Annotated in this window: 12 protein-coding genes; 4 read left to right on the top strand and 8 right to left on the bottom strand. The window is 42.5% G+C overall.

Going from position 1 to position 22548, the window contains the following annotated elements; translation table 11 throughout:
- Window positions 1-3: 3 nt before the first annotated feature.
- The 3 genes from ACOI22_RS13045 to ACOI22_RS13035 all read left to right on the top strand — a co-directional run bounded on the left by ACOI22_RS13045 (window position 4) and on the right by ACOI22_RS13035 (window position 7214).
- Window positions 4-3204, top strand: a complete 3201-nt coding sequence (locus ACOI22_RS13045) for an efflux RND transporter permease subunit (protein WP_420672555.1) — start codon at window positions 4-6, stop codon at window positions 3202-3204.
- A 96-nt stretch (window positions 3205-3300) separates the two neighbouring features.
- Window positions 3301-4020 (top strand): DUF2982 domain-containing protein, encoded by a 720-nt coding sequence (locus ACOI22_RS13040; protein ID WP_420672554.1) that lies wholly within the window; start codon window positions 3301-3303, stop codon window positions 4018-4020.
- A 236-nt stretch (window positions 4021-4256) separates the two neighbouring features.
- Entirely contained in the window at window positions 4257-7214 is a 2958-nt protein-coding gene (locus ACOI22_RS13035) for a TonB-dependent receptor (RefSeq protein WP_420672553.1), read from the top strand.
- An 86-nt stretch (window positions 7215-7300) separates the two neighbouring features.
- Here ACOI22_RS13035 and ACOI22_RS13030 read toward each other — a convergent pair whose 3' ends face one another.
- The 4 genes from ACOI22_RS13030 to ACOI22_RS13015 form a co-directional block, all read right to left on the bottom strand.
- On the bottom strand, window positions 7301-8023 hold the full coding sequence (locus ACOI22_RS13030; protein WP_420672552.1) for a hypothetical protein: 723 nt from the start codon (window positions 8021-8023) through the stop codon (window positions 7301-7303).
- A 1-nt stretch (window position 8024) separates the two neighbouring features.
- A complete protein-coding gene (locus ACOI22_RS13025) occupies window positions 8025-9758 on the bottom strand; it encodes a hypothetical protein (RefSeq protein ID WP_420672551.1) in 1734 nt (577 codons plus the stop codon).
- A 113-nt stretch (window positions 9759-9871) separates the two neighbouring features.
- A complete protein-coding gene (locus ACOI22_RS13020; RefSeq protein WP_420672550.1) occupies window positions 9872-11719 on the bottom strand; it encodes an alkaline phosphatase PhoX in 1848 nt (615 codons plus the stop codon).
- A 355-nt stretch (window positions 11720-12074) separates the two neighbouring features.
- Window positions 12075-15053, bottom strand: coding sequence for a response regulator (locus ACOI22_RS13015; RefSeq protein ID WP_420672549.1), 2979 nt, complete (start codon window positions 15051-15053; stop codon window positions 12075-12077).
- A 280-nt stretch (window positions 15054-15333) separates the two neighbouring features.
- On the opposite strand from ACOI22_RS13015, the gene parC reads away from it, so the two are divergent.
- Complete coding sequence (gene parC, locus ACOI22_RS13010) at window positions 15334-17631, top strand: DNA topoisomerase IV subunit A (protein ID WP_420672548.1); 2298 nt, start codon at window positions 15334-15336, stop codon at window positions 17629-17631.
- A gap of 64 nt (window positions 17632-17695) precedes the next feature.
- Here the strand turns inward: parC and ACOI22_RS13005 are convergent, their stop codons facing one another.
- From ACOI22_RS13005 to ACOI22_RS12990, 4 genes are read right to left on the bottom strand one after another with little or no spacing between them, the layout of a single operon-like run.
- Window positions 17696-18502, bottom strand: coding sequence for a DUF1338 domain-containing protein (locus tag ACOI22_RS13005; RefSeq protein ID WP_420672547.1), 807 nt, complete (start codon window positions 18500-18502; stop codon window positions 17696-17698).
- A 12-nt stretch (window positions 18503-18514) separates the two neighbouring features.
- A complete protein-coding gene (gene astD, locus ACOI22_RS13000) occupies window positions 18515-19990 on the bottom strand; it encodes a succinylglutamate-semialdehyde dehydrogenase (RefSeq protein ID WP_420672546.1) in 1476 nt (491 codons plus the stop codon).
- Window positions 19991-20016: 26 nt separating this feature from the next.
- Entirely contained in the window at window positions 20017-21054 is a 1038-nt protein-coding gene (gene astA / locus ACOI22_RS12995; RefSeq protein ID WP_420672545.1) for an arginine N-succinyltransferase, read from the bottom strand.
- A gap of 14 nt (window positions 21055-21068) precedes the next feature.
- A complete protein-coding gene (locus ACOI22_RS12990; protein WP_420672544.1) occupies window positions 21069-22286 on the bottom strand; it encodes an aspartate aminotransferase family protein in 1218 nt (405 codons plus the stop codon).
- Window positions 22287-22548: the final 262 nt, after the last annotated feature.

The following is a 22548-nucleotide window of genomic DNA, read 5'->3' as shown; positions in this document are numbered from 1 at the left end:
GCTATGAATCAAGAGCACATGCCAAGCCACAAAAACAACAATTCACCAAAGAAAAGTGAAGAAAGCCGGCCGTGGTTTACGACATTTTTTCGTAACGGACACTTACTTGCGCTGAGTATTATTATTATTATAGTGGCAGGGATGTCGGCCATACAAAGTATGCCTCGCCTTGAAGACCCCCGTATTGATTTACGAAACGTGCGCGTGTTAACGAGTTACCCCGGCGCATCTGCTGAACGAGTAGAAGCTTTAGTCAGTGATGTTCTTGAAGATGAGTTACGGCAACTTTATGAAGTAAAAGAACTTAACTCTACCTCTACAGCAGGTTTTTCTGTACTGGCAATTGAATTACAAGACTCCGTAGATAGCACCAGCAACCAACAAGTATTTTCAAAAATAAGAGATGCTATTGGTGACGCGGCAAATCGCTTTCCCGAAGGAGTAGGCGCGCCTTTTCTGGAAGATAAACGAGGTGCTAGCGCCTTTACGGTTTTACTTTCTATACAAGCAAAATACCCTGAATCCAGTTCACTTGCTCAAACTGGAAGAATTGCCGATGAGCTATCAGATAGGCTACGCAATATTAATGGCACAGAAATAGTCCGCATTTTTGGCGAGCCCGAAGAAGAAATAACGGTAAGTTTACAAGCACAACAGCTAGCCTTAAGCGGCCTTAGCTTACAAGAGCTTAGCCAGCGCATTGCCTCTGCTGATCCTAAATTACCTGCTGGCGTGTTACTCAGCCACCACAATGACATGCGTGTGCAAGTCTCAGAACCGTTAAATAGTGTGGATGCATTGGCTAGAATTCCAGTTCAGACTGCCAATGGCGCATATTTGCGCTTGCAAGATATTGCTAGCATTGAGAAAAACGTTCGCTTGCCGGCCACTGAAATTGCAATTTTAGATGGCAAGCAAACTATATTTGTAAGTGTGCGCATGCAACCAACAGTAAGAGTTGACCAGTGGACTGAGGCAATTAATGACGAAGTGGCAAGGTTTAACGAAACCTTTGGTGATTCGTTTGAGGCCACTACCGTATTTGAGCAAAATAAGTACACAGAACAGCGCTTAAGTGAACTCACCATGGACTTGGTAATGGGCTCATTGGTAGTGATTCTAGTGGTGTTGTTCTTTATGGGCATAAAAGCCTCATTAATAGTGGGCTTGGCTTTGCCTCTTTGTGCAGCATTCGCAATTTTCAGTTTAAGTGTGTTCAACCAGCAAATTCACCAAACATCTATTTTCGGTATTATTATTGCCATTGGCCTGTTAATTGATAACGCCATTGTAGTGACAGATGAAATACGTCTTAACCTGCTTGACCATAGCTTGTCTCGTTTGGGAGTGCTTAAAAAGAGCATTCGCCATCTTTTTTCTCCTTTATTGGCCTCTACCTTAACGACTATTTTGGGCTTTATGCCGATCTTTTTATTAGACGGAAATGTGGGGGATTTTATTGGCTCAATCGCAATAAGCGTGGTGATGGCACTAATAGGCTCGTTGGCTATTTCATTAACCCTTATTGCCGCACTTGCTGCCCGCTACTTACCACGCGATGCCGATCCAAACGCGTCGTGGTTTTTGCGTGGGTATCAGTTACCGTCGGTATCATTAGCTTTTAAACGGGTTATTGCTAAGGCCATTGGCGTACCCTATTTAGTACTTCCTGTTATTGTGGTGATTTGTTTAATGGGCTTTGTCTTGTCAACGCAACTCGCCAATGTGTTCTTCCCCAGTGCCGACCGAGACCAATTTGAAATTTACATGATTTTACCGAAAGGTAGCAGCATTAATCGCACTCATGAAATGGCCATGCAGGCAAATAGTATTGTGGCGAACAATGAAGGCGTAGAGCAAGTCACATGGTTGGTTGGCGCGTCTACACCGTCTATATATTATAATCAGATACAAACTCGTGATAACACCCCTCATTTCGCAAATGCGGTTATTACCGCTGATTCAGTGGCTCGTGCAGATAGCCTTGTGGTTAAACTGCAGTATGAGCTACAAGATGCATTCCCTAACGCACAAGTTATTGCGCGTAAATTTGGCCAAGGGCCACCTATTGCGGCGCCTATTGAAGTACACGTTTACGGTTCTGACCTACAAGTATTAGATGAACTAGGGCAACAAATTCGCAATCAAATGACGCTAATTCCCGGCTTAACGCAATCGTTAGTTACCATAAGCACGGGCGAGCCTGAAATACAGTTTGATTTAAGTGAAAACCAATCGTACTTGTCTAGCTTGTCGCTATCGCAAATAGCGCAGCAACTGCAAACGGCACTTGGCGGAAGTACAGGTGGTTCAGTACTTGAGGGCACCGAAGAACTTGATGTTCGCGTAAGAGTAAATGATGAGCAACGCAGTAGCCTAGAATATTTAGAGGCTATGCCTTTACTTGCGCCAACAAACACCAATCAGGCAGCGCTTATGTCGGTATCAGCTTTGGGTGAACTTAATATAAAGCCAAGTATTAGCAGCATTACGCGTGTAGATGGTGAACGAGTAAACAAAATTCAGGCTTACTTATTGCCCGGAGTAGCCGCGGTGTCATCTAGCACGCAACTGCGCGATTTAATTAATAAGAATGTGCATTTGCCACAAGGCTACCGCATTAAAATGGCTGGTGACGCTGACGAGCAAGGCAAAGCCTTAGGAAAGTTAGCTACCTACGTACCGGTGCTATTAGTATTAATGATCACTTCACTCATACTGAGTTTCTCTAGTGTTCGCTTTGCCATTGTTATTGGTGCGGTAGCGGTGCTTTCGGTGGGTTTGGGCTTTTTAAGCTTGTGGCTGTCGGGGTTGCCAGTGGGCTTTAACCCATTGTTAGGTAGTGCCGGGTTAATTGGTGTGGCTATAAACGGTTCTATTGTGGTAATTGCGGCTATTGCGGCTAACCCCAAAGCCATGACCGGTGATACGCAAGAAATTGTCAAAGAAGCCATGAGTTGCTCAAGGCATATTTTATCAACCACAGTCACTACCGTTGGCGGCCTAATTCCTTTATTATTATTTAGCGAAGGAACCTTTTGGCCTCCCTTAGCGGTAGTATTGGCCGGAGGCGTGGGCTTTTCGGTAGTATTATCACTTATATTTACGCCTGTTATTATTGCTGCTTTGTGTCGTTTTCGCTACAAACGCCAGCATAAGCACAGCGCTGAGCAAGGCAATAGGGAAGAGTTACAACATTCATGAATAAATTTCGTCAATGGTGGCACACAAACTGTGCCTTTTGTTTGCGATCAAGGTATATCATAATATGGGCAATTATTATGATGGTACTGTATTTTTATGTCTGGCAATAACGAACAACATAAGCATGAAGATCAACACGCAGCAATTTACATAAAAAGCAGCGCGTCTTCTAATGGTATTACTACCTTACTAATAGGCTTAGCTGTAGCCTTAGTTGGGTCGGTAATTTTAATATTTATGCCGCCTTTATTTTTCTTAGTAGGGGTGCTGTTTTTAAGCGGCAGCATAGTCGCTTTTGTAATGGGGTTTTATAAGCTTCAAGAACCTAAATACAGTTTAAAAATCACCAAGCAGTCAATTGAGTATTACCATAGGAAGGGCCAGTGGGTATTGCCATGGGAAAATATTCAACGTTTTGATGTGCCTCGTGTTCATAAGGGTTTAGAACATGTTGATTTAGAACTCATTGGCTTTCGTTTACGTGATCCTGAACCTTTCTTACAAAGCATTTCTCCGCGCCTTATAACGCACTTACTAATGGAGCAACGTCCCTTAGTTGCGCAAGTTATTGCCAATTCGTGTAAAACCGGCCAATGCCCCAGTGACGACATAATTGAAGATACCAAATACAAATGCCAAGACGGGCGAATCATAAACGGGGTGAGCGCCATGTTTGCCCACCGCATGCGCAAACTTCAGCAAGGTTTAGGCTACGATATTTTTGTTTCAGTTAATGATGTAGATAGAACCGGTGCAGATTTTGTCGCGTTATTGAAAGAGTGCCAAGATACTTTGCTTGCTCAACAACGGACGTAATTTAACAACTAACGTAACCGTGTTTTATAGATTTCTTTTTATTTCCCCTTCCTCGCTTACGTAAAAATCAGCCGCCGTATAATTTAATTAAAATAATTATCGCGCCCACTATTGACTAAAAAGTGATCGGCTGGCTATTATTTGAACGGGCAAGTTTGTCCTACAATAAAATCTACATAAAAATAAGGCGATTTGAAATCGCTATCCAACTTAAAAAGCGACGAAGGGAGATTCACATGTTCGCACTTAAAAAAACGACAGCAGCAATATCAGTAGCATTGTGCCTCGGCTTATCAGTTCCAGCTTTCGCTGGTAATACTGATGGTGCCATTTCTGGTACAGTAATAGATGCAACAACAAATAAGCAAATAAGCGGGGCAACTATTGTCCTAAAAAATAAATCAACCGGTTATTCGAAAACCCTTATTACGGGCGAAAACGGCTCATACAAATTGGGGAGTCTTCCAATTGGAGTATATGAAGTATCGTCAGAAGTTGATGAGTATAAGCCTGTTTCCTTGGGTGAAATTTCAGTGAATATAGGTACCACAACCAAAGTTGACATAAACCTAGTGGCAGCGTCTTCGGGTGTTGAAGTCATTCAGGTGTCAGGTAATGCCGTTTCAATGATTGATGTTTCATCGTCAGAATCATCATTAAACATTGATGCGATTGAACTGGCTAGAATACCCGTGCCTCGTAATCTTACAAGTGTTGCTTTACTTGCGCCAGGCGTTACGGCTGGCGATTCACGCTTTGGTAATTTTGCATCGTTTGGTGGTGCTTCGGTTGCAGAAAACTCTGTTTATATTAACGGTTTGAATGTTACAAACTTCAGAAACGGGCTTGGTTTTTCAAATGTACCATACGAATTTTACGACCAGTTCCAAGTGAAAACAGGTGGTTATTCCGCTGAATTTGGACGGTCTACCGGTGGTGTAGTGAATGCAGTAACTAAACGTGGTTCAAATGAATTTAAATTTGGCGCAAATGTTTATTGGAAGCCTGGTGATTTAAGAGAAACATCGCCAAATGGTAAAAAAACAAACGGTGAATTTTACCGCTATAACGGTGACGATTCAGTAGCTGAGCTTGAGGGGAACATTTATGCGTCGGGCGCAATTATTGAAGATACTTTGTTTTTCTATGGTATTTATAACCCGCGCGATATTTCCCAAGAATATACCGATGGTGAAAGAACCACGTTTAACGATGCAACCGGCGATGACGCGTTTTGGGGAGCTAAAATAGATTGGCAAATCAATGAAGATCATTTGTTAGAGTTTTTGGCATTTTCGGATTCAGCTACCACCAGTACCGACAACTACAACTACGACCCACGTGATTACATCTCTACTTCTTATGAAGAAACGGGCGGTGATAACTGGTCAGTAAAATATACCGGATATATTACTGATGATTTCAGCGTGAGTGCTTTATATGGTGAAAATGAATATTCACTAACTAACAAGAGTAATATCCAAGCTGACTGTAATTTACTTTACGATACGCGTGCTGAGCAAACCTTAGGCAAAACTAGTTCAGGTTGTGCAACGGTAAATGACTATAGTATAGAAGAAGGCTTAGATACTCGCGAAGCTATGCGCTTAGATTTTACTTATTTGTGGGGCGATCATGAAATCCGTTTTGGCCTTGATCGTGAAATAAATACTTCATATAGCCTACAAGGCTACTCAGGCCCTGAGGGTGTTTACTGGTTCTTGTATGATACTGAGCCGGGTACTGTACTTGCAAATGATGGTGTTGTTCCTGAAGGCGTAACGCAATATGTAAGAAGCCGTGAACGCACCGTTAGTGGTGACTTTGAAACAGAAGCGAGCGCGATCTATATTGAAGATACGTGGACGGTAACAGATGACATTACCTTAACGCTTGGTTTGAGAAATGAGACCTTTGATAACAAAAACAGCATTGGTGAAACCTTTGCTAAAATAGACAACATGATTGCGCCTAGAATTGGTGCTGCATGGGACGTTTACGGTGACGGTGAATCAAAGCTGTTCTTCAACGTTGGCCGATACTTCTTACCAGTTGCCAATAATACCAACGTAAGATTAGCCGGTAATGAATTTGATGTACGCAAATATTACGTGTTAGAAGGTGTTACGATCAATGATTACAACGGTTTAGAATATTTAACGCCTAATGTTGGTGCACAAATAGGTGGTGATGAGTTCTTAGCTGATGGTGAAGTTCCTGAGGTGTCGGGTATTGTTGATGGTGATCTAGACCCAATGTACCAAGATGAGTTCATGTTGGGCTACCAAGCGACTATTAATGAGAGCTGGTCGTGGGGCGTGAAAGCGACAAGACGTTTACTAAATGGTGCGATTGATGATATGACAATCAGCCACCTAACAGAAGAGTTATACGGCTGTGAACATCCTGGTGGTGGCGGTTATGTACTGGGCAATCCTGGCGAAGATATGACGGTACGAGTTGATACCGACTGTGACCATGAAGTAGATACAATTGTTACCTTAGATGCAGAAGGCCTAGGCTATCCAAAAGCAGAAAGAAAGTATACTGCGCTTGAGTTTACTTTAAACCGCCAGTGGGATGACGTTTGGTCAATGAACGCGTCTTATACTTGGTCGAAAAGCTATGGTAACTCAGAAGGTTTGGTAAAATCTGATAACGCGCAAGGTGATGCAGGCTTAACGCAAGACTTTGATTTCCCAGAGTTGATGGATGGTGCGTACGGTAATCTGCCTAATGACAGACGTCATCAGTTCAAAGTATATGGTTCATATGCCTTAACAGAAGACTTCTTAGTTGGTCTGAACTTCTCGTTACAATCAGGACGCCCAGTTACGGCATTCGGTATTGGGCATCCAGATGGTAGACCATCATACGGTGATACATATTATCTATGTACTGCCGATTGTACGACAGAAGACCCAAGCTATGTGTTTAGTCCTCGTGGTTCATTTAGCGAGACGCCTTGGGTAGCCCGTTTAGATTTATCAGCCTCATATTCAATGGTAATTGCTGATGATTATGATGTTAATTTTAGAGCAGACGTATTTAATATACTTGACGCATCTAGTGTGACTCGAGTGAATGAATATGCGGAGCTAGGTGATCCTGGTGTAGCTGAGCCAGATTTTGGTTTAGCGAATGCATACCAAACCCCTCGATATGTTCAACTAAGTGCGTCTATTAAGTTTTAATATGCGATAGTTAACATTATAGTAAAAGGGCCGTTTGTTCTTAGCACAAGCGGCCCTTTTCATTTAAGGCAGGAGTAATGAAGAAGCTAAGAGTTAGATGTACTAATGAGCCTTGGGTTAGCGCGTAATATCATTAAACTCGCAATGAACAAAAATGATAGGGCCAAAATATAATACCAAGCAAAGGTAAAGCCAAAGGTATAGCGCAGTACCGCCAAAAAGCCAAAGTAAGCAATAACCGAGTATTGTAAGCACAATAAGCCTAAATGCGTGTTACGTGCTTTAACAAGCGTAGGTGCCAGCACTTTTGAAAATGCGACACTGGATATAGCGAGTAAAGACACCGCAACCCCAACTAATAAGAAAGATATCCACACCAACAATTCAGGCCAGCCAATCACTTGTGCTGATTTAGCCGGTCCTGACCATAAGGCATCCCAACTTACCGCAAGAATTAAGCCCAAAGAAACGAGCAAACGGTCACTTCGGTTGCTGCCTTCATCGCTGCCCGCTTCATGTTCAAATACGCCGTTAATTTCATGGTATAAAAACCAAAAAATACAAAGTGCTGCCACTATACCCACAATTGGCGTAAGTATAGGGACTACCTGCACCGAAAAATACGTCATTAAATACCCGAGCATTGGAAATAGCGTATGGGTAAGTGACACGCCTATTACCCATATTAAAATAGTTTTAGTGGTTTTTAATTGGCTGGCTCTTGCTAAGGTAGCCAACGCAACATCAGTACCTATGCCAATACTCATTAATGCGCAGGCAAAAACAAAGTCAGTCAATGGCACGTGCATGCTAGTCTTCCTTAACTAATTCAACAGCCTCTTGCGTATGCCAATCAAGGCGCATATCCCAAGTATGTTGATGCTCATCTAACAAAGGTGCTTGCTCAGCGTCTATATGCTCAAGCACATTTGTGGCTTTAGTGATGGTAGCATCACGTCCGAATAGGTAACTTTGCTCTTGCACAATTGTATAATAAGCCTTGTTTAAATCACGTGCTCTGCCGCTAGAGGGGACTATAAGTGCATGAATGTTAGGCGCTTGCGCCACTTTTTGCGTATCAAGTTTGCCTTCCTCGGTGAACCAACGTGCAAGCATTTCTTTGTTTTGTCTAAATTCGTCACCGCCATTTACGCGCTCCATGTAAGTCAGGTATTCACCTACTTGTTCACCTATATTAGGGGCGTCTTGTAACTTCTTAAGGTTGCTATATCCCCAACCAATAGAGCCTGGAGCTTTGCGAGCAAACGAGAAAGTTTGATCAAACGTAGCACCTACTGATTTGTGGCAGCCATTGCAAAAAGCTAGCTCTTGTTCATGTTGAGGTCGCAAGCGCCCGTCACTGTTTTCAATATAGGCGTTTATGGTCCAGCCAAATCCATTATCGATACCGCGTTCACCTAAATAACGTGTTTGCGGCAATTGTTCGAAATGTTTATCTTTAGCTTCAGCGTAATAGGCCGAGGCTAAACTTTGGCGATTCCTGAATAAGTGCTTTTGCATGTATCGCACTTCTTTCATACGCTTTGATGGAACTAGCTCGCCGTTTTCATCTTCTGCTAAATAACGCACCGTATGTAAAAATTCACTTTCTTGAGGATACAGCATACGTGCCAATTCAATTTCGTTGGCATCACCAAAATAGTGGCTAGGCTTTACCAGTTGGGTTACCGAGTTTGTTAATTGCCCATCAGCGTTCACATCAATTTTATGAAGGGTTTCATCAAACTCAAAAATTTGAATGCTAGGGAGGTCTTTAATTGCGAGCTCTACCGCGGCCAAGTTTAAAAAATAGATAGATTCATTGACTTCGCCGTTCACTTCTCTAAATGCTTTAGGAAGGCGTATCATTGCGTCGCCGAATGAACCGTTGGTTGGCCAAAATGTACTGGGGAACGGCTTATAGTTGTATGCTACCCAAAAGCTTCCGTCTTTCGCCAGTCCATTTTCTTCAAAAGCCAAGGCTGGGCGAGCTAAATTATCAAGATGCATGTTTTCAGGAAGTTGCTGTATGTGCTCTGCGGGCTTGTTATCTTGGCTATTCGTATCTTGAGCAATAGCATTTTGGTAGTTATCTTGGTCTACCCATACATCAATGTATTCATCATCAATGTTGCTAATCATTTCACGGCGGTCAATAAATAGGTTTTTCCAACTGTTACTTAAACCTACATCTGAAAATTCATAGTTGCCCTGTAAGCTGCCATCACCCATTTGGTTGGGGCGTGCTTCGTTTCGGTCATAACTTTGGTGGCAAGCATAACAAGGATTGTTTACACCTTCGGTTTTGGTGTAGCACTGAGGTGGTATAACGGCCTCTGGATTATAAACTTCATCGTGCTCCATATAAGCTAAGGCAGGAATATTGTCTCCCTCACTATAAGGATAGCTATTGTCGGCTACATTTTCTTGCATACTTTGTGCGTGTGCAACTTGGTTTGTTTGCGCCGGCGAACAGGCTGTTAAAAGCGATATTGCGCCAAGTAGGGCTGCAACTGCGCTCACTTTTAATTTGAATGAAGTCATGGGTAATTCTCACTTGTCTAGCTTATTGTTGTTATTTTTTGATGGTCTTTTACGATCTAAATAAATGCAAATAAGCCGAGCACTGCGCTCGGCTTATTTAACGAAAGTGAAGCTTAGTCACTCACAGGCTGGTACATCCACAAGGTGTTGTTTTCTTGGAAACCATCTTCACCAATTAAAATGCGACCGTCTTTCATAACAATCACGTTGTCTGGTTGAGATAGGTTGTCCACGTCACAACGCTCTGCGCCAGTTAGGCTTGAACGGTAAGTTGAACCCATAACCACTGGCTCAATGCGAGCTATGTCGTAGTTTTCACCTAAGCGAGCGCGGTAAACACCACCACAATCTTTAACACGGGCAGAAAGCTGCATGTCACCTTCATCATCAATCATGGTGTTGTCGATGTCGGCTATGCCTATGTATAAGTAGGCATCAGTTACAATTTCATCATCAATTAAATCTACGCCTTCAACCGCTTCTTTAGCGCGATCATGGTTAATGCTAATACCTTCTAGCTTGCGCCATTCAGCCGTAGCTCCTTTCAATTTAGCCGCAGCACGTGATTCTAAGAAAGCAGCACGGTCATCCATTGCTTCACCTGCCGTTACAGCGCTTCCGCCATCAGCAGCAAGTGGGTAGGTAGCATCACCGTCAGCCCATGCTTGAACGTCTTCCATAGTAATATATGAGCTTTGTCCTTCAACGTAGTCATCAGTACCAATGCCGTCATATTCATTAATCCAAGCTTGAATAGTGGCGTTATCACCTGAACCAATTTCTATCCAAGTTACATCAAAGCCAGTCGTTGCTGGGTCATTTTGGCCAGCATCTTGAACTAACTTAGCACCATATAATGTACCTGCTGAAAGGTCTTCTGCGGTGTCAGCAACAAACTTAAAGAAAACGCCGCCGGTGTCATCTTGTGATAAATAAACGGTCTTGCCATCAGGCATAACGGTAGCGTTTTCGTGCTCAAATCTACCTAGTGCAAAATGCTTAACAATAACAGGCGCATCAGTGGTCGCTTCTGTTACTTCGGCAATATAACCGTATTTGTATGGGTTAGAAGCGTCAGGTGCTGTCATTTCCCACATACGGCCTAAGCGGCCATTGCTTGCGATTTCATCTGGGTCATTCCAATCAGCATCAGTGGTGCTGTCAACCGTTGAATCAACTACCCATTCTTCTGAGGTTAACGGTGTATTCCATGGTGTCATAGAACCAAAGCAGTTAGCGGCTGTTCCCCATACAGGTGAGAAATCTAGCATCATTGCGTCTGTAACAGTCCAAGCGCCTTGAGCGTCTTTTTCTATTTTCATGCGGCTCATGCCACCTGGTAATTCTTCCCAGTTAGAGAATAAATAACCTTCGCCATCACCTGTAGACACATAGCCGTTAAAATCGGGCATGTCGTTTTCAAGAATAAGCGTTTGCTGATCAAGCGTATAAATATGACCTAAACCAGCTGAAAGCATACCGTCAAAGGTATCGCCTGTTTGACCAAGCACCTGATACTCACCATAAGCACTCATAACGGTTTCGCGCTCTTCTTGGCTAGTAGGTACAGGTGAATCAATTAAAGTATCAGGTAGATTATTAAAATTAATACCTGAAAGCACACCCACCGTACCGGTATTAATTGGCATGGTGTTTAAATCAGTGGTGGTTGTATTGGTGCCAGAAGGATGCTGAACATTGAAGAATAAATCACCTTCGTCAGTTAAGAATATGCCGGTTACTTCAGCGCCGTCAGGAACGGTAGCAATACGAGTTAACTTTCCTTCGCTTTTACCGCTGGTACCTTGTTCACCCGTAGGGCCTTGATCACCAATTGGACCTTGCGCGCCCGCTGGACCTTGTTCGCCGTCATCGCCTTCTAAAACGCAGCCAGTCAAACCTAGTGATATAGCTAGCGCTAAAGCGGTGTACTTAAGTGTATTTTTTTGATTTTGCAACATGATATTTCCCAGTTAATGTGTTGTAGCTTAGCTTTACTTGCCTCGCTTATTTTTGGAGCCAAAATGAACTAAGAGTTGCGCTATTCAATTTTTGGCTGTTGCAATTGTGGGAAAAGTTAATGACATTTGGGTTACGCTTAGACTTCAAAAATATGAATGTTTTTTGACAGGGCGTCATAAAACATTAACAATTTATTCATAAAACGCTACGCAGCACATATTGCCAGAGTAAAGCATAAGTGTTTAATACTAATATGGATTTTTGCTAGCACTTGTAAACTTATGGCTAAGAGAAACAAAGATAGGCGAGATGTTGTTGCGTTTCTCAATGAAGTTGTAGCGTAGAAGAATTCTCTTAGCTCTGAATTTTTTTCAGGGCTGGCCACTGAATCATAACGTGTTCAATTTCGAGCAAAATTTGCGAAACTGTTTTAGAGTGCTGAGCCAAGGCTTGATGTTTAAGTACATCTTCCGCTTCATAACAATATCCCTGAAGTCGAGGAACGCCCGTGTAGCAACACGCACCGTGTAGCTTGTGAATGGTCGTTAATATCGCGTCTTTTCTTTGCTCTTGCCATGCTTGTTCAATTTCAACCGAATGCACCTGCAAACTATCCATAAAACTATCTAAAAATGATATGGCATCGTTTTTGTTGTTATTTGCACGCTTAAGGGCAAGGTCCCAATCAATTGATACGGGTAAATCAGGAGGAGGAGTGGCCTCACCCTGACACCAGTTCTTAATCATGAGTGATAAGGTGTTTAAATCAATTGGTTTTGATAAAAAGTCATCCATACCGGAATCTAAGAAATGCTGTTTTTCTGTTTCCAATGCGTGTGCGGTTACAGCAATAATAGGCACGCCAATGTTCAACTCTATTTTACGGATATGGCGGGTAGTTTCTAAACCATCCATGTTTGGCATTTGAATATCCATAAGTATTAAATCGTACTCGTGTTCATTGCAAAAAGATATTGCCATTTCGCCGCTGAACGCTAAATCTAGAGTGACTGCGCTAGGTTTAAGCCAAGTATCAATTAAGCGCAAATTTAGCTCCATATCATCTACCGCTAATATTCTCACTTTTGGTAAGTCAATTACTTCTGGGTTTGCCTGTATAATAGGCGCTTTTACCGCACTTTGGTTAATATCAATTAATTTTCGGCTAGTTAGCGGCAAGCGAATCAGTTTAGGGCTCTTTTTGCGCTTGGCAAGTAACTGCGTGTTAGGTACAGGCCCAGAATAGAGTAATACCAAATTGAAAATGTTCATTGTGCTTAAGGCTTCAAGCATAGATGGTCGTTGATCATTATTTCGTAAGGGCAAAGACACGAACACAAAATCGGGCTTTACACCCGCTCTACTCAAATCACTTACGCTGGCAAAGGTAAGTACATCAAACCCTGCAGAAACAAGTTGCTGTTTACTTGTTTTGCACGATAAAGGCCACGCATCTATAAGCACCGCAGTTTGCTTTGTAAATTTATTTACAGGCGTTAATTGCGTAGCGGTTTCATCTAACTGGAATGGAATTTTAGCCACAAACAAGCTTCCCGCATTGGCTTCGCTACTCACTTTAATTTGACCATTCATCAAACTAACGAGTTCTTGGCATATTACTAAGCCTAACCCTGTCCCTTGGAATGAGCGATTCAGATCATCATCTAGCTGATGAAAAGCGGTGAACAGTTGGCCCATGTCGGCATCGCTTATGCCTATTCCGGTATCTTCAATTTGAAATTCTATAGAGCATTCATAGTCAGTTTTATCTACTACTATGGCTCGTAAACTAATATAACCAAAGTTGGTAAACTTCAAGGCATTACTGAGCAAGTTACTCAAGAGCTGTTTAATTTTAAATGAGTCGCCTATAAGCGAAGAAGGTAAGTCTTCAATATCCAGAATAAATTCAAGTTGTTTTAAATGTGCTGTTTTTGACATTAAAGCCGCCACGTCTTCAAGTAAATATCGCGGTGAAAAAGGCTTGTTGTTCAGAACTAGTTTGCCCGCTTCCATTTTTGAAAAGTCGAGTACGTCATTAACTATGGTAAGTAGGTCAGATGCCGAGGAATTAATAATGCGGATATGTTCTTCGCGCTCTACTATATTTTGATTTGACTCTAGCTCTTTAGTGAAGCCCATAATCGCATTTAATGGTGTTCGAATTTCGTGAGACATATTGGCAAGGAATTGTGATTTTACTTCGTAGGCTTTAATGGCTTGTTTGCGCGCAATATCTAAGTGAATATTTTGTTCTTCTATAAGTAAGAAATTGTTTTCTGCATCAGTTTGCGCTTCTTTCACAACTAGCTCTAAGTCGTATTGTTTGCGTAATATTATGGCTAAAAGGAAGGCGCAGGCTTGCACAACCAATGAAAAATTAAAAATATGTTGGTGAAACAAGTTATTGGGTAGCGCTCCAAATAAAAAACTAGCACTGGCTATTGAACCTAAGGCCGCTACTCCCCAGCCAATAAGCAAGGCTCGCGCGGGAAAAAATGACTGCATGAGTGCGCGAGCTGAAAGCAGGGTGTTGGCGAGTATTCCAGAAAAAGCGATAAAATAACAAATAACTAACTTCACTTGTGGGCTGAAAAAGTCGCTTAAAAAAGCGGTAGAGAAAAAGATGCCTGCTACAGAGCTAGCAATTAAAAACTTTCGTACCCATGCTATTTGAATATTCACCGGCGTAATAATAAGTGTGAATACGGTAGAGAAGAATACGTAAATCATGATTACGGATTCAGCCCGTAAGTAAATGAACGTATTTTTTACCCAGCTAGGCATATGGGCAGCGTGTCCACTCCACAAAACCCCGAACACCAGTAGAACAATCAAACTGCCCGCAAACAGCAACACTACATTGTATCGGTTGTATGCAAAGAAGGTGGTCGCAAAAATAAATAGCAGGGTAATGATGCCGTACTGAAAACCCCATATGCTATAATCAGCAATAGATAAAGCAGAATGGTCCTGCATGCCTTGCATATATACTGGTGCAACTAAGCTCATGCTAGATGAGCGAACATAAATATATAATTCAAGCGTTTGATTACTCGGTAAGTTTAACAAGAAACTTGGCAGGGCAAATGGACTGGTCTTATTTTGCATACCATCATTGCCTTGATAAATAAGCTCTGAGCCGCTGCGAATATAAAGCTTTGCTTCTTGTAGTTGTGAGAATCGAATGGTTAACACCCAGTCTTGCAAATCTGATAGATTATTGATTCGGGTGTAAAGCCATACACCATTTTTTTCAAAGCCATAATTGCTTGATGGGCTTATAGAGTAGGGAAGGAAAGTTCGAGCTTTAGAAAATTCTTCAAATTCCATCACGCGAATGCGTTGCTTGTAAACCTTAAAGCTATTTGAAATTAAATTAGCTTGAGAAGGGTTTACTAGAGGAATTATGTTGCTAGTAGTTTGCGCATTTAGCTTAAATTGAGCGAAAAAACTACAAAACAAGATACTCAGGCAAATTTTTATAATATGTTTATTCAAGGGTCTATTATGATTTAAGTGAAAATGCGCTACCATTAACATAATATAAAGTGGTCAAGCATTTATAGCAAACAGTCATAGCAAACATTCAGTGCTTAGGTGAAATAATAATATGAACAACAACACCACCATAAACAGTGATGGTATAGAACAGATGTCTTTAGGTCAGTTTACTGAAGACGCCTATCTAAACTACTCAATGTACGTAATTATGGACCGTGCCTTACCTCACATCGGTGACGGCTTAAAACCCGTTCAGCGACGAATCATATACGCAATGTCTGATTTAGGCTTGAGTAACAATGCTAAATATAAAAAATCAGCGCGTACGGTGGGGGATGTATTAGGTAAATTCCACCCTCATGGGGATTCTGCTTGCTACGAAGCGATGGTATTAATGGCTCAGCCATTTTCTTACCGCTACCCATTGGTAGATGGCCAAGGTAACTGGGGCGCACCCGATGATCCTAAGTCTTTTGCGGCTATGCGTTATACCGAAGCTCGTTTATCAAAGTTTAGTGAAATACTACTAACCGAATTAGGCCAAGGTACCGCTGATTGGCAACCCAACTTTGATGGCACTATAGACGAACCCATTGTTTTACCTGCTCGTTTACCGCATATTTTATTAAACGGCGTAACTGGAATAGCGGTAGGCATGGCTACTGATATTCCGCCGCACAATGTTCGTGAATTAGCGAATGCCTGTGCTTTATTGCTTGATAACAGTAAAGCTGAATTAGCTGATTTGCTTGAAATAGTGCAAGGGCCTGACTACCCTACAGACGCTGAAATTATTACGCCTAAATCTGATATTACTAAAATATATGAAACAGGCCGCGGGTCAATAAAAATGCGCGCGGTTTATGCACAAGATGCGGGTGAAATTATTATAACTGCCTTGCCGCATCAAGCATCAGGCGCTAAAATTATGGAGCAAATTGCCTCGCAAATGCAGGCGAAAAAGCTTCCTATGGTATCTGATTTACGTGATGAGTCAGACCATGAAAACCCTACTCGTTTGGTGGTTACACCACGCTCGAACCGTGTTGATACCGAGCAATTGATGGCGCACCTTTTTGCCACTACAGACTTAGAAAAAAGTTACCGCGTTAATATAAACATGATAGGCCTAGATGGCCGTCCGCAAGTCAAAGATTTGCGCATGATTTTAACCGAGTGGCTAAGTTATCGTAAAAATACAGTCACGCGCCGCTTGCAGTACCGCTTAGATAAAATATTAGCGCGCTTACACATTCTAGAGGGCTTATTAATTGCTTTCTTGAACATTGATGAAGTAATTGAAATCATTCGTACATTTGACGAGCCTAAAAAGGAATTGATTCAACGTTTTGCTTTATCTGATAAACAAGCAGAAGCTATTCTTGATCTTAAATTACGCCATTTAGCAAAGCTGGAAGAGTTCAAAATTAGAGGTGAGCAAGAAGAGTTGGCCAAAGAGCGTGATTCTTTACAGCTATTACTCGGTTCAGACCGCCGTTTAAAATCACTCATTAAGAAAGAAATTTTGGCCGATGCGCAAACCTATGGTGATGATCGCCGCAGCCCAATTGTTGCGCGTGCTGAGGCAAAAGCTTTATCAGAAAAAGAATTGATTCCCTCAGAGCCGGTTACGGTAGTGCTATCCGAAAAAGGCTGGGCACGATGCGCCAAAGGCCACGACGTTGATGTAGCGGGTTTAAGCTATAAGTCAGGAGATGCCTATCTTTCAAGCGCCAAAGGGCGAAGCAATCAATTAGCGGTATTTTTAGATTCGGGAGGGCGTAGCTTTTCATGCGATGCCCATGCCTTACCTTCTGCTCGCAGCCAAGGTGAACCCCTTACGGGCCGGTTTAGTATTGTAGGCGGGGAGCAAGCTGTATTTGTACTTATGGCGGCTGATAAGCAAAATTACTTGATTGGTTCAGATGCTGGCTACGGGTTTGTGTCTAGTTTTGAAGACATGGTAACCAAAAACAAAGCAGGTAAAGCCTTTGTTTCTTTGCCGGTGGGTGCCAAAATCATGCACCCTATGACCATTAGCTCCGTTGAAACCGACTGGTGTTTATGTATTTCTAATCAAGGCAGAATGTTGCTGTTCCCCCTTAAAGATTTGCCAGTGTTAGGTAAAGGTAAAGGAAATAAGCTAATGAATATTCCGTCTGCCAAGGCTAAATCTCGAGAAGAGTACTTAACGCAATTAGTTGTTGTACCACAAGACGCAAGTGTCAAGATAATTGCAGGTAAGCGCGGTATGACGCTTAGCCCCAGTGATTTGAGCCATTATTATGGTGAGCGAGGACGACGCGGGAATAAACTTCCAAGAGGGCTTCAGCGCGTTGATGACATTGTAGTTGAGATGCCAGAAGCAAAAGAAGAGCCAAGTGAACTTCCCAGCGCTGACGAATAAGCAATAAAAAAGGCAGAAGAACGTAGTTTCTTCTGCCTTTACTTTATTATGCGCGCTAACGGGCTTAATTTACGTTTGTGCTCTCAAAAATCTTATCCGCCGATGCGGCTACAAACCCTTGATAATATTCACCATTACTTTGTTTGTAACGTTGAGCAAACTCGTAAAAACAGCTAGGAATATCAATAGTTTTGTCTGTAAATGCAACACTTGCTTTGTCAGCCATGGTACTGGACTGCGCTAGGCAAACTTCTTCAGAACCCTTTATTTCACCACCGGCGGTATTTAATACAAATCCAGCGCTTTTTAATAGCTCGTTAACGTCGCTAAGTTCATTAACGCTATTTAAGTGATTAACACTTACGGTAAAATGATTGGCTCTAAAGCCCCAAGCTGCCATCCAAGCCGCATATTCTGATTCAGCCAGTAGCGCTTTGTATTGCTCACTACTTACTTGCCAATGCGTGCCTGAATATAGGAAGTCATTATTAGTGACTACCGAGGTATCCATTTGAGCCACCAAGTCTTTAATGATGCTTTGAGTGGCTTGGCTCATTTCATCAACGCGCAGTTCACTAATGAATACCTTTGGTACCGTAGGATCGGGGTGTTCAAAATGCTGTGCGGTCAACTTTTTACTTGCAAAGTCGTAATCGCCACCTTGCTTGTAACCTAAGTTTAGAAAGTGCGCCGCTAGCTTTGATAATCCAATGCCTGGTAAGTTGAATGTCCTTAAGGCAATGTGGTCATTTACGATGTGTGCACTATTCGTGGTTTGCGTGAGCAAATCATGAATCTTCACTGCACTTGGCGTAATGTGTAAATAATCATTCCACAAACCGTCAAACAAATCGCTAACTTGGGTGTGCATATTCTATCCTTATTATTCTAAAATAAGCCCTGGGCTTAAGGTTCCAGGCAAGGTAACTTTATCAAGCTCTACACTTGCAACCGGGTAGGCACAGTAGTCAGCGGCATAGTAAGCACTTGCTCTATGGTTGCCGCTGTCGCCTATACCACCGAATGGAGCAGCACTGCTTGCTCCCGTTATAGGGCGGTTCCAATTTACAATGCCGGCACGAATTCGTGGTAAGAAATAATCGTAGTCAGCTTTGTCGTCAGCTAGCAAGCCCGCTGACAATCCAAATCGAGTGTTGTTAGCAAGGGCAATTGCTTCATCAAGTTCAGTATAGCGAACGACTTTTAAAAGCGGGCCAAAATGTTCTTCATCAGGTAATTCGTTTATTACCTTTGTTACATCCAGTATGCCAGGGCTAACTAAACCTGTGTTGGTGTCTATATGCTGCATGCTCACTAGCGCTTCTGCACCTAGCGCTAAAATCGACTCTTGTGCGTTAAGCATCATTGCTGCGGCGTTAGCAGAAATCATGGCACCAATGAAAGGCTGCTCTTGTGCATCATAAAGCCCAGGCTTAATATTTTTAGTCGCGCTGACTAACTTATTTATGAGAGCGTCGCCTTGTGCACCTTTTGGTACAAATAATTTTCGAGCACAAGTACAGCGCTGTCCTGCACTGATAAATGCTGACTGTATGATGTCGTGAACTGCGGCTAGGGTATCTTCTACTTTTGTTACAATAAGTGAATTATTTCCGCCCATTTCGAGCGCTAAAATTTTACCTGGTTGGCCAGAATATTGTTCATGTAGTAATTTTCCAGTAGTTGAACTACCCGTAAAAAACAGGCCATCAATTTCTGGGTTTGAAGCCACAGCTTTACCGGTTTCAACTTGGCCTTGCACAAGGTTTAATACCCCTTTAGGGACGCCAGCTTTTTCCCATAGTTGCACTGTAAATTGAGCAGTTAACGGGGTGAGGTCACTTGGCTTAAATACAATAGTATTGCCTGCTAAAAGTGCAGGAACAATATGTCCGTTAGGTAGATGGCCGGGGAAGTTGTATGGCCCAAATACGGCAACTACACCGTGCGGACGATGTCGCAGCATGGCTTTGCCTGCAGGCATAGGGTTTTCTACTGTGCCAGTACGCTCATGATATGCTTTTTCTGAAATGCTTACTTTGCCAATCATAGCGCCCACTTCCGTTGCAGTTTCCCACTCAGGTTTACCGGTTTCTTTGGCTATAATGTTAGCTAGTTCGCTCTTGTGTTCAGCTAACAATTCAGCAAAACGCTTTGTAATATTTAAACGTGTTTCAAAACTTTGCATTGACCACGTAACAAAAGCATCGCGGGCAGCGCTAACAGCGGCATCAACTTGCTCACTATTGGCTGACACAGCTTCCCAAATTACTTCGTTTTTAGCTGGGTCAATTGAGTTCATTGCATGGCCGTTTCCAGCTATCCATTGACCATTAATATAGTGTGTTGCGTGTGACATGTATTGTTGTCCTCTTGTTTACAGTGCTAGCACTGTTTTAATCGGCTATGACTGAAGCGCACGGTATCGCCATTTTGCAACATTAGTGCATCGGCTACTTCCTGATTGACTAACACAGTATTGTCATCAATAAGGCGCAATTGAGCCACGCAGGCTCTAAAATCATGTACTTTCGCATTTATAACGAAATAGTCATCTAAGCTATCGGTATCTAACATAGGCGATATTTGCACATTGGCTTCATGGCTTTGGCGGATAGTCGCTATTTGGTCAATATCTGCTTCAACCGTAGGGCCCGCGTCAAAAATATCTACATATCCTCGGCACTTGAAACCTTCTTGTTCTAGCAAACGTAAGGCAGGGCGTGTTTTTTCATGCACCTTACCTATTGAAGCTTGTGCTTCTTTTGAAAGCAAATTGACGTAAATTGGATACTTAGGCATAAGCTCAGCAATAAACACTTTACTACCTATACCTGTTAAGTAATCAGCTGTGGGAAAATCTACAGAGAAAAAATGGGCCTCTAACCATTCCCAAAACGCTGAGCGACCATTTTCGTCAGATATACCACGCATTTCAGCAATCACTCTGTCAGAGAATCGGTGAGGGTGCTGTGCCATAAATAGGAAGCGGAATTTAGATAGCAAGCGCCCAGCTAGTCCATTGCGCGCCTCTTCTTGTAAAAACAAGGAGCAAATTTCGCTCACGCCAGTGTAGTCATTACAAAACGTCAGGATTTCAACCGAGTTATGCACATTTAGCTCTCGCGAGGCATGTACAACGGTGCCCAAATGGTAATGGTAGAAGGCGTCTTGAGTACCTACTGTAGCTTCAATACCAGAGGTACCAACAACTTTGCCCGTTTCAGTATCTTCCATCACAAAAAAATAGCTTTCTTGACCCGCTTGACTTGGGTTTGAAGAAAAGGCATTTTTCGCGGCATCAATCTTTTTACGAAGCAAAGCTTCGTTAACAGGCAAGGAAGTAAATCCAATGCCTGAATCCTTCGCTATTTGAAATAGTGAAGGATAATCTGAATCTGTGATAGGCCTAATGATTAACATAGTTTAGTTCACTATTATTCTGAATCTGTTGCAGCAACCAACTTAGCAATACCTTTCTCAAAGCGAGCCAGGCCTTCAACAATATCTTCATCAGGAATAACTAAAGATGGCGCAAAACGCACTACGTTAGTACCGGCAATTAAGCACATCATGTTTTCTTCGTTAGCCGCTACCATGAAGTCACGAGCACGCCCTTGGTATTTTTCATTCAATGCGCAACCGAGCAACAAGCCTTTGCCGCGTATTTCGGTAAACACATCGTATTTTTCGTTAATGCGAGCTAAATGCTCACGGTATAGCGCTTCTTTCTTTAATACGGCTGCTTGTAGAGCCTCATCACTGACCACATCAAACACGGCTTCGGCAACCGCACAAGCTAAAGGATTACCGCCATAAGTACTGCCGTGGGTGCCTGCTTTTAAACTGGCTGCAATTTTGTCAGTGGTAAGCATTGCGCCAATAGGGAAACCGCCGCCTAAGGATTTAGCACTTGTTAGGATGTCAGGAGTAACATTAAGGTTCATATACTCGAAAAGTTTACCTGTACGCCCCATGCCTGATTGCACTTCGTCAAAAATAAGCAGTGCACTGTGTTGGTCACATAAATCGCGAACGCCTTTCACAAAGGCTGGGTCGGGAACAATAATGCCACCTTCGCCCTGCATCGGCTCCATCATTACCGCGCACGTGTTTTCAGACATCAATTCGCGCAGCATGTCTAAATTGCCGTATTCGCTATGAATAATGCTGCCGGGTTTTGGGCCAAAACCATCAGAGTAAGCGGGTTGTCCGCCCACAGTTACGGTAAAGAACGTGCGGCCGTGGAAGCCTTGTTTAAAAGCAATAATTTGGTCTTTGTTTTCACCAAAGTGCTCAAGGCTGAATCTTCTGGCTAGTTTAAGTGCCGCTTCATTTGCTTCGGCACCCGAGTTTGCAAAATATACTTTTTCAGCAAAAGTGCTATTGGTTAGTTTACTTGCTAGGCGCAGGGCCGGCTCATTAGTAAATACATTACTTAAATGCCAAAGTTTATTGCCTTGTTCGCTAAGCGCTTTGGTTAATGCTGGATGACAGTGGCCTAGCACGTTCACCGCAATACCACCGGCAAAATCAATATACTCGTTGTTTTCTTGGTCCCATACTCGTGAGCCCTCGCCGCGCACAGGCACCATAGCTGCTGGGTTGTAATTTGGAACCATGACATCATTAAACGTGTTACGAGTGACTTGCATATTGAAACCTCACTGAAATTTTATAGTGCAGTTGGCAATTTTTGGCTGGCTACTGGGGCGTTTTCGCTTAAGTATTAACCACTAATTGAAACTATTATTGATAAAATGAAGCAAGAGTATGACAGAAAAATCCCCATAAGTCGCTACTATAAATGTGCCGAATGCCGCATTTTCATTGGGTTGTGACATGATTTGTTAAAAAAGTGAATAAATATCTTTCGTAAATAAGCCAAGCTAGCGATATAGGCTTCAACGCAATGGG

Source organism: Glaciecola sp. 2405UD65-10 (assembly GCF_048820975.1).
In the GTDB taxonomy this organism is placed as follows: Bacteria; Pseudomonadota; Gammaproteobacteria; order Enterobacterales; family Alteromonadaceae; genus Glaciecola.
Note: the sequence above shows the minus strand (reverse complement) of the source record. Positions and strands in the feature narration are given on the sequence as shown.